Origin of the sequence: Streptomyces sp. NPDC051020 (assembly GCF_040683105.1) — a bacterium.
GTDB lineage: Bacteria > Actinomycetota > Actinomycetes > Streptomycetales > Streptomycetaceae > Streptomyces.
The window spans coordinates 35021-41478 of record NZ_JBFBCG010000066.1 but is presented as its reverse complement, the minus strand read 5'-3'; the positions used below and the strand labels follow the sequence as shown (position 1 = coordinate 41478).

Sequence of the window (6458 nt, the reverse complement as noted above, 5' to 3'; positions counted from 1 at the left end):
ATCCGCGACGCCTAGGTGCCAGTATCGGGGCGACCCTCCGCCTTGCGATCGCACGCACCAGACGCCGCCCGGCCCGCCCTACGGGCGGACGACGTCACTTTCGAAACACTCCCTAGCCGGCGGACGGGCTCGCGTCGGGTGACGGACTCGACTCGGGCCTGGCCGAGGGGAGTTCCACCTGGACGCCCGGGTCGCCCGCGTCCGCCGTGTAGTCCGCCGGGGAAGTCTCGTCGACGCCCGCCGGGGCCTTCACCGCGTTCAGGACGAAGGTCAGCACCGTGGTCACCACGGCGTTCAGCACGAACGCCGTCAGACCGATGTAGCCGATCTCGCCGATCCCCGGGATCTCCTTCGAGGAGCCGCCGAAGTGCGCCTGGGTCGGGCTCGCCACTCCGTATGCGGCGAGCGTGCCGTACACCATGCCGACCGCCCAGCCCGCGAGCAGCGCCCAGCGGTGGAACCACCGGGTGAACAGGCCGCCGACCAGCGCCGGGAACGTCTGCAGGATCCAGATCCCGCCGAGCAGCTGGAAGTTGATCGCGACCGTCTTGTCCATGGTGAGGACGAAGACGAGCGCACCGACCTTCACCAGCAGCGACACCAGCTTGGAGATCTTCGTCTCCTGGGCCGGGGTCGCGTCGGGCTTCAGGAAGTCCTTGTAGATGTTCCGGGTGAAGAGGTTCGCCGCGGCGATCGACATGATCGCGGCGGGGACCAGCGCGCCGATGCCGATCGCGGCGAACGCCACGCCGGCGAACCAGTCGGGGAACATGTTCTCGAACAGCTGCGGGATCGCCAACTGTCCGTTCTCCACCGTGACTCCGGCGGCGATCGCCATGAAGCCGAGCAGCGCCAGCAGGCCCAGCATCAGCGAGTACAGCGGCAGAATCGTGGTATTCCGCCGGATCACCTCACGGCTGCGGCTGGAGAGCGTCGCCGTGATCGAGTGCGGGTACATGAAGAGGGCGAGCGCCGACCCCAGGGCCAGGGTCGCGTAACCCCATTGGCCGGGATCGGCCGGCGCGAGGGCGCCGCGCGGTTTGCCGGTTGCGGGGTTGGTCTGCGAGAACGCGTCGCCCGCCTTGGCGAAGATGTCGTCGAAGCCGCCCAGCTTGATCGGGATGTAGATGATCGCCACCGCGATGACCAGGTAGATCAGCCCGTCCTTGACGAACGCGATCAGCGCGGGCGCACGCAGCCCGGAGGAGTACGTGTACGCGGCGAGCACCGCGAACGCGATCAGCAACGGCAGGTCCTTGACGAACCAGTTGGTGTTCTCGCCGCCGCCGACGCCCATCACGTCCAGCACCGCCTGGATGCCGACGAGCTGGAGAGCGATGTACGGCATCGTGGCGAGGATGCCGGTGACGGCGACCGCCAGCGACAGACCCTTCGATCCGAAGCGACCTCGGACGAAGTCCGAGGTGGTGACGTACCCGTGCTTGTGCGAGACCGACCACAGGCGCGGCAGGAAGGTGAAGATCAGCGGGTACACCAGGATGGTGTACGGGACCGCGAAGAAACCGGCCGCTCCCGCTGCGTAGATCGCGGCGGGTACGGCGACGAAGGTGTACGCGGTGTACAGGTCGCCGCCGAGGAGGAACCAGGTGACCCAGGTGCCGAACGACCTGCCACCCAGGCCCCATTCGTCCAGACTGGCCTCGTTCTCGGCCTTGCGCCAGCGCGCGGCCATGAAGCCGATGACCGTGACGGCCAGGAAGAAGAAGATGAAGACGCCGAGCGCGACGCCGTTCACGCCGTCCTTCATACCGACGCACCCCCCTTGCGGGCGCGCTGGTCACGCTGCCAGAGCTTGTACGCGACCATCGTGAGCGCCGTGGAGATCAGCACCCAGACCATCTGGTACCAGTAGAAGAACGGGATGCCGATGAAGGTGGGGTTTACCTTCGCGTACGAACCCACCCAGAGCATCGCCACGAACGGGGCGGCGAGACAGAGGGCGATGAGAACTCTCACCGGTGTGACTGTCGGTGGCTTCGCGTCTGTTTTCTCGGGCATGTGGTGCCTCCGTCCCCTCGCTGATCACCTGTCGTCATGCGCAGGAAATCTAGGGGAGTCCTCCGGCCACCGTCACCCCCTGCCCGGCAAAAGTGTGACGGAGCCGCTGGAAGGGATTCTGCCCGGCGGACCGGCTCCTGATGCTCTGTCCGGGGTCGGACAGTTGTCCGGTCAGGAGCCGGTCCGCGCTCTCAGTCGGTCGGCCGCTTCAGACGCGCCACGAACTTGTAACGGTCGCCTCGGTACACCGACCGCACCCATTCGACCGGTTCGCCGCGTCCGTCCAGGGAGTGACGGGACAGCATGAGCATCGGCAGGCCCACGTCCGTACCGAGCAGACCGGCTTCGCGCGGGGTGGCGAGCGAAGTCTCGATCGTCTCCTCGGCCTCGGCGAGCCGTACGTCGTACACCTCGGCCAGCGCCGTGTAGAGCGAGGCGTACTTCACCAGCGAACGACGCAACGCGGGAAAACGTTTGGCCGAAAGGTGTGTGGTCTCGATGGCCATCGGTTCCCCGCTGGCCAGGCGGAGTCGCTCGATCCGCAGCACCCGTCCGCCGGTTGTGATGTCCAGCAGCCCGGCGAGGGTGTCGTCGGCCGTGACATATCCGATGTCCAGGAGTTGAGAGGTCGGTTCCAGACCCTGGGCGCGCATGTCCTCGGTGTACGAGGTGAGCTGCAGGGCCTGCGAGACCTTCGGCTTGGCCACGAATGTGCCCTTGCCCTGGATGCGCTCCAGCCGGCCCTCCACGACCAGCTCCTGGAGCGCCTGGCGCACGGTGGTGCGCGAGGTGTCGAACTCGGCGGCCAGGGTCCGCTCCGGTGGCACCGGGGTGCCGGGCGGCATGGTGTCCGTCATGTCGAGGAGGTGGCGCTTCAGCCGGTAGTACTTCGGGACCCGCGCGGTGCGCGTGCCCGCGCCCGTCTCGTTCTCCGTACTGCCCCCGTCGGCACTCATGGTCCGCCTTCCCGACTGCTGCGTTGCTGCCGTCACCTGCTCCTCCGTCTGTTGCGGCTCACATGGTGGCACGGTCCGGTCACGGCTCGTCGCCCTCCCTCAGGTGTCGGTCCCATAACGGACGCGAGTGCACTTCTTATACACCCTTGACACCCCTAAAGGTCTAGGCCAAGCTCCGAGTGCTGGTCTAAACCATTAAAGACCAGGTCCCAGCCCCACGGGCAGTACCCGTCGTATGCAATTGTGCGACGGACGGCGATCTCGGGTGGTGGGGGGAATTCTCTTGCATCCCTGAGGAGGGTGTCGTGAAGCGCGGACTCATCGCGGCCATCGGTGTGGTGGCTCTCTTGGCCGGTGCCACTGCCTGTGGCTCGGACGACAAGACCGACAGCGGCAAGAAGTCCGGGCCCGACAGCTACAAGGGCCAGACGCTGACTGTCTGGGCCATGGACGGCTCCACGCCTCCCGGCTGGACCAAGGACCTCACCGCCGCCTTCAAGAAGAAGACCGGCGCCACGCTGAAGTTCCAGACCCAGAAGTGGGACGGCATTCAGCAGAAGATCACAACGGCTCTCTCCGAGTCGACCCCGCCGGACGTCATCGAGGTCGGCAACACCCAGACCCCGGCCTACGCGGCCACCGGTGGCCTCGCCGACCTGAGCGACCTCAAGCAGGAGATCGGCGGCGACTGGGTCGACGCGCTCAACAAGTCCTCCGTCTTCGACGGCAAGCAGTACGCCGCCCCGTGGTACTTCGCCAACCGCGTCGTCATCTACAACAAGAAGGTCTGGGCCGACGCCGGCATCACGGACACCCCGAAGACGCGCGACGAGTTCTTCAAGGACCTCGACGCCATCAAGGAGAAGGGCAAGGCCGAGCCGATCTACATGCCCGGCCAGAACTGGTACTTCTTCGACGGCCTGACCATCGGCCAGGGCGCGGACCTCGTGAAGAAGGAAGGCAACACGTACGTCTCCAACCTCTCCGACCCCAAGGTCGCCGCGGCCATGGAGCTCTACAAGAAGTACCAGTCCTACTCCAAGGCCCCCAAGGACAAGGACGAGGCCACCCCGCAGCAGGCCGAGGTCTTCGCCAAGGGCAAGGTCGGTGCCTTCATCGGCATGGGCTGGGAGGCCGGCACGGCCATCGCGGCCAACAAGAAGATCGAGAGCGACATCGGCTACTTCACCATCCCGGGTGAGACCGCCGACAAGCCCGAGGGCGTCTTCCTCGGTGGCTCCAACTTCGCGGTAGCCGCGGGCAGCAAGAAGCAGGACCTCGCCAAGGAGTTTCTGAAGCTCGCCCTGTCCGACCAGTTCGAGGGCCAGCTGGCCAAGGAGAACGGCGTCATCCCGAACAAGGAGTCGCTCAACTCCAACCTGACCGGCAACGGCGCCGCCGAGGCCGCGGCCCCGGCCGCCGCCGGCGGTGGCACCACCCCGCTCATCCCCGAGTGGGCCGCTGTCGAGAACGCGCCGAACCCGATCAAGAGCTACATGACCGCGGTCCTGAACGGTAGGTCCCCGGCCGACGCCGCCAAGGCGGTCGAGGCGGAGATCAACAAGCGTCTCTCGCAGAAGAGCTGACCGCGCGCGCCGGGGGCAGGCATCTGCCGTCCCCCGGCGCTCCCGCGTGACTCGACCGTACGGCCCAAGAAGAGATGGCGAGCATGTCAGTGCAGACCGAAACAGTGGACTCGGTCCCGGCAGCCGGCGTCCGCAAGGATGACGCCCCTCCGGGCGGCCCTGCCGCATCGAGCAGGGAGCGGGCCGGCGGATCCGCCCCCTACCTCCTCCTCCTGCCCGCACTGCTCGCCACAGTGGTGCTCCTGGGCTACCCGCTGGTCAAGAACGGCATGCTGTCGTTCCAGAACCTCAACCCGCGCCAGCTGATCCTCCACCTGACCGAGTGGAACGGCGTCGACAACTACAAGGAGATCCTCGGCAGCTCGGACTTCTGGAAGGTTGTCGAGCGGTCGGTCCTCTTCACCGCCGCCAATGTCGTCCTGATCATGCTGCTGGGGATGCTGGTCGGCCTGCTGCTCGCGCGGCTGGGCAAGAAGATGCGACTGCTGCTCATGCTGGGCCTGGTGCTCGCCTGGGCCATGCCGATGATCGCGGCGACCACGGTCTACCAGTGGCTGTTCGCCCAGCGGTTCGGTGTCGTCAACTACGTCCTCGACAGCCTCGGCTGGCACTCGATGGCCGACTTCAACTGGACGAGCAGTCAGTTCTCCACCTTCTCGCTGGTCACCCTGGTGATCGTCTGGCAGTCCATCCCGTTCGTGGCGATCAACCTGTACGCCGCGTCGACGACGATCCCCAAGGAGCTGTACGAGGCCGCCTCGCTCGACGGCGCCGGATCCTGGAAGAGCTTCACCTCGGTGACGCTCCCGTTCCTCAAGCCGTTCCTGCTGGCCACGACGTTCCTCGAAGTCATCTGGGTCTTCAAGTCCTTCGCCCAGCTCTTCGCGATCAACGGCGGCGGCCCGGACCGGCTCACCGAGACCCTGCCCGTCTACGCGTTCGTCGAAGGCGTCGGCAACCAGCACTTCGGCATGGGCGCGGCCATCTCGTTCCTGACGATCATCGTTCTGCTGGCGATGACCGGTTACTACCTGCGCACCGTACTCAAGCAAGAGGAGGACGAACTGTGAGGCGCTCACTGTTCGGCCGCATCTGGCCCAACCTGACGGCTGTCGTCCTCTTCATAGGCTTCGCCTTCCCCGTCTACTGGATGTTCAGCACGGCGTTCAAGCCGACCGGCGACATCATCACCGACACCCCGGTGTGGTTCCCCACCGACATCACCCTCGGGCACTTCAAGAAGGCCGTCGCGGCCGACCACTTCTGGACCCTGGTCGGCAACTCGTTCACGGTGACGATCCTCTCCGTGGCCGCCTCGCTGGTGATCGCGCTGCTGGCGTCCTTCGCGATGGCGCGCATGCGCTTCAAGGGACGCCGCGGCATCCTGCTGACGTTCATGATCGCGCAGATGGCGCCGTGGGAAGTCATGGTCATCGCGATCTACATGCTGGTCCGCGACGCGGACATGCTGAACAGCCTGGTCCCGCTGACGGTCTTCTACATGATGATGGTCCTGCCCTTCACCGTACTGACGCTGCGTGGCTATGTCGCCGCGGTGCCCAAGGAGCTGGAGGAGTCCGCCATGGTCGACGGCTGTACCCGCCCACAGGCGTTCAGGAAGGTGATCCTGCCGCTGCTCGGCCCCGGTCTGATGGCAACCTCGCTCTTCGGATTCATCACCGCCTGGAACGAGTTCCCGCTCGTCCTCATCCTCAACAAGGACATCGAGTCCCAGACCCTGCCGCTCTGGCTCTCGCAGTTCCAGACCGCGTTCGGTGACGACTGGGGGGCGACCATGGCTGCCTCCTCGCTCTTCGCGATCCCGATCCTGATCCTCTTCATCTACTTGCAGCGCAAGGCCGTCAGCGGTCTTACCGACGGCGCCGTGAAGGGATAA

Annotated in this window: 6 protein-coding genes; 3 read left to right on the top strand and 3 right to left on the bottom strand. The window is 66.0% G+C overall.

The genetic code is table 11. The features are described from left to right. Positions 1 to 112: 112 nt before the first annotated feature. The 3 genes from mctP to AB0N06_RS28750 form a co-directional block, all read right to left on the bottom strand. The gene (mctP, locus tag AB0N06_RS28760) at positions 113 to 1768 is read right to left on the bottom strand and encodes a monocarboxylate uptake permease MctP (RefSeq protein WP_366137586.1); all 1656 of its coding nucleotides are present in this window, start codon (positions 1766 to 1768) and stop codon (positions 113 to 115) included. Next, positions 1765 to 2019, bottom strand: coding sequence for a DUF3311 domain-containing protein (locus AB0N06_RS28755; protein WP_366137585.1), 255 nt, complete (start codon positions 2017 to 2019; stop codon positions 1765 to 1767). Before AB0N06_RS28755 ends, mctP begins: the two co-directional genes overlap by 4 nt. A 191-nt stretch (positions 2020 to 2210) precedes the next feature. Further along, positions 2211 to 2975: a GntR family transcriptional regulator gene (locus AB0N06_RS28750; RefSeq protein ID WP_366137584.1), complete on the bottom strand. Its 765-nt coding sequence runs from the start codon at positions 2973 to 2975 to the stop codon at positions 2211 to 2213. A 305-nt stretch (positions 2976 to 3280) separates the two neighbouring features. Between AB0N06_RS28750 and AB0N06_RS28745 the strand changes: the two genes are divergently transcribed. From AB0N06_RS28745 to AB0N06_RS28735, 3 genes are all read left to right on the top strand, one after another. Next, a complete protein-coding gene (locus AB0N06_RS28745; protein ID WP_366137583.1) occupies positions 3281 to 4561 on the top strand; it encodes an extracellular solute-binding protein in 1281 nt (426 codons plus the stop codon). Between the two features lie 83 nt (positions 4562 to 4644). Beyond that, positions 4645 to 5631: a sugar ABC transporter permease gene (locus tag AB0N06_RS28740; RefSeq protein ID WP_366137582.1), complete on the top strand. Its 987-nt coding sequence runs from the start codon at positions 4645 to 4647 to the stop codon at positions 5629 to 5631. Next, positions 5628 to 6458: a carbohydrate ABC transporter permease gene (locus AB0N06_RS28735; RefSeq protein ID WP_366137581.1), complete on the top strand. Its 831-nt coding sequence runs from the start codon at positions 5628 to 5630 to the stop codon at positions 6456 to 6458. The genes AB0N06_RS28740 and AB0N06_RS28735 overlap by 4 nt, the downstream gene beginning before the upstream one ends.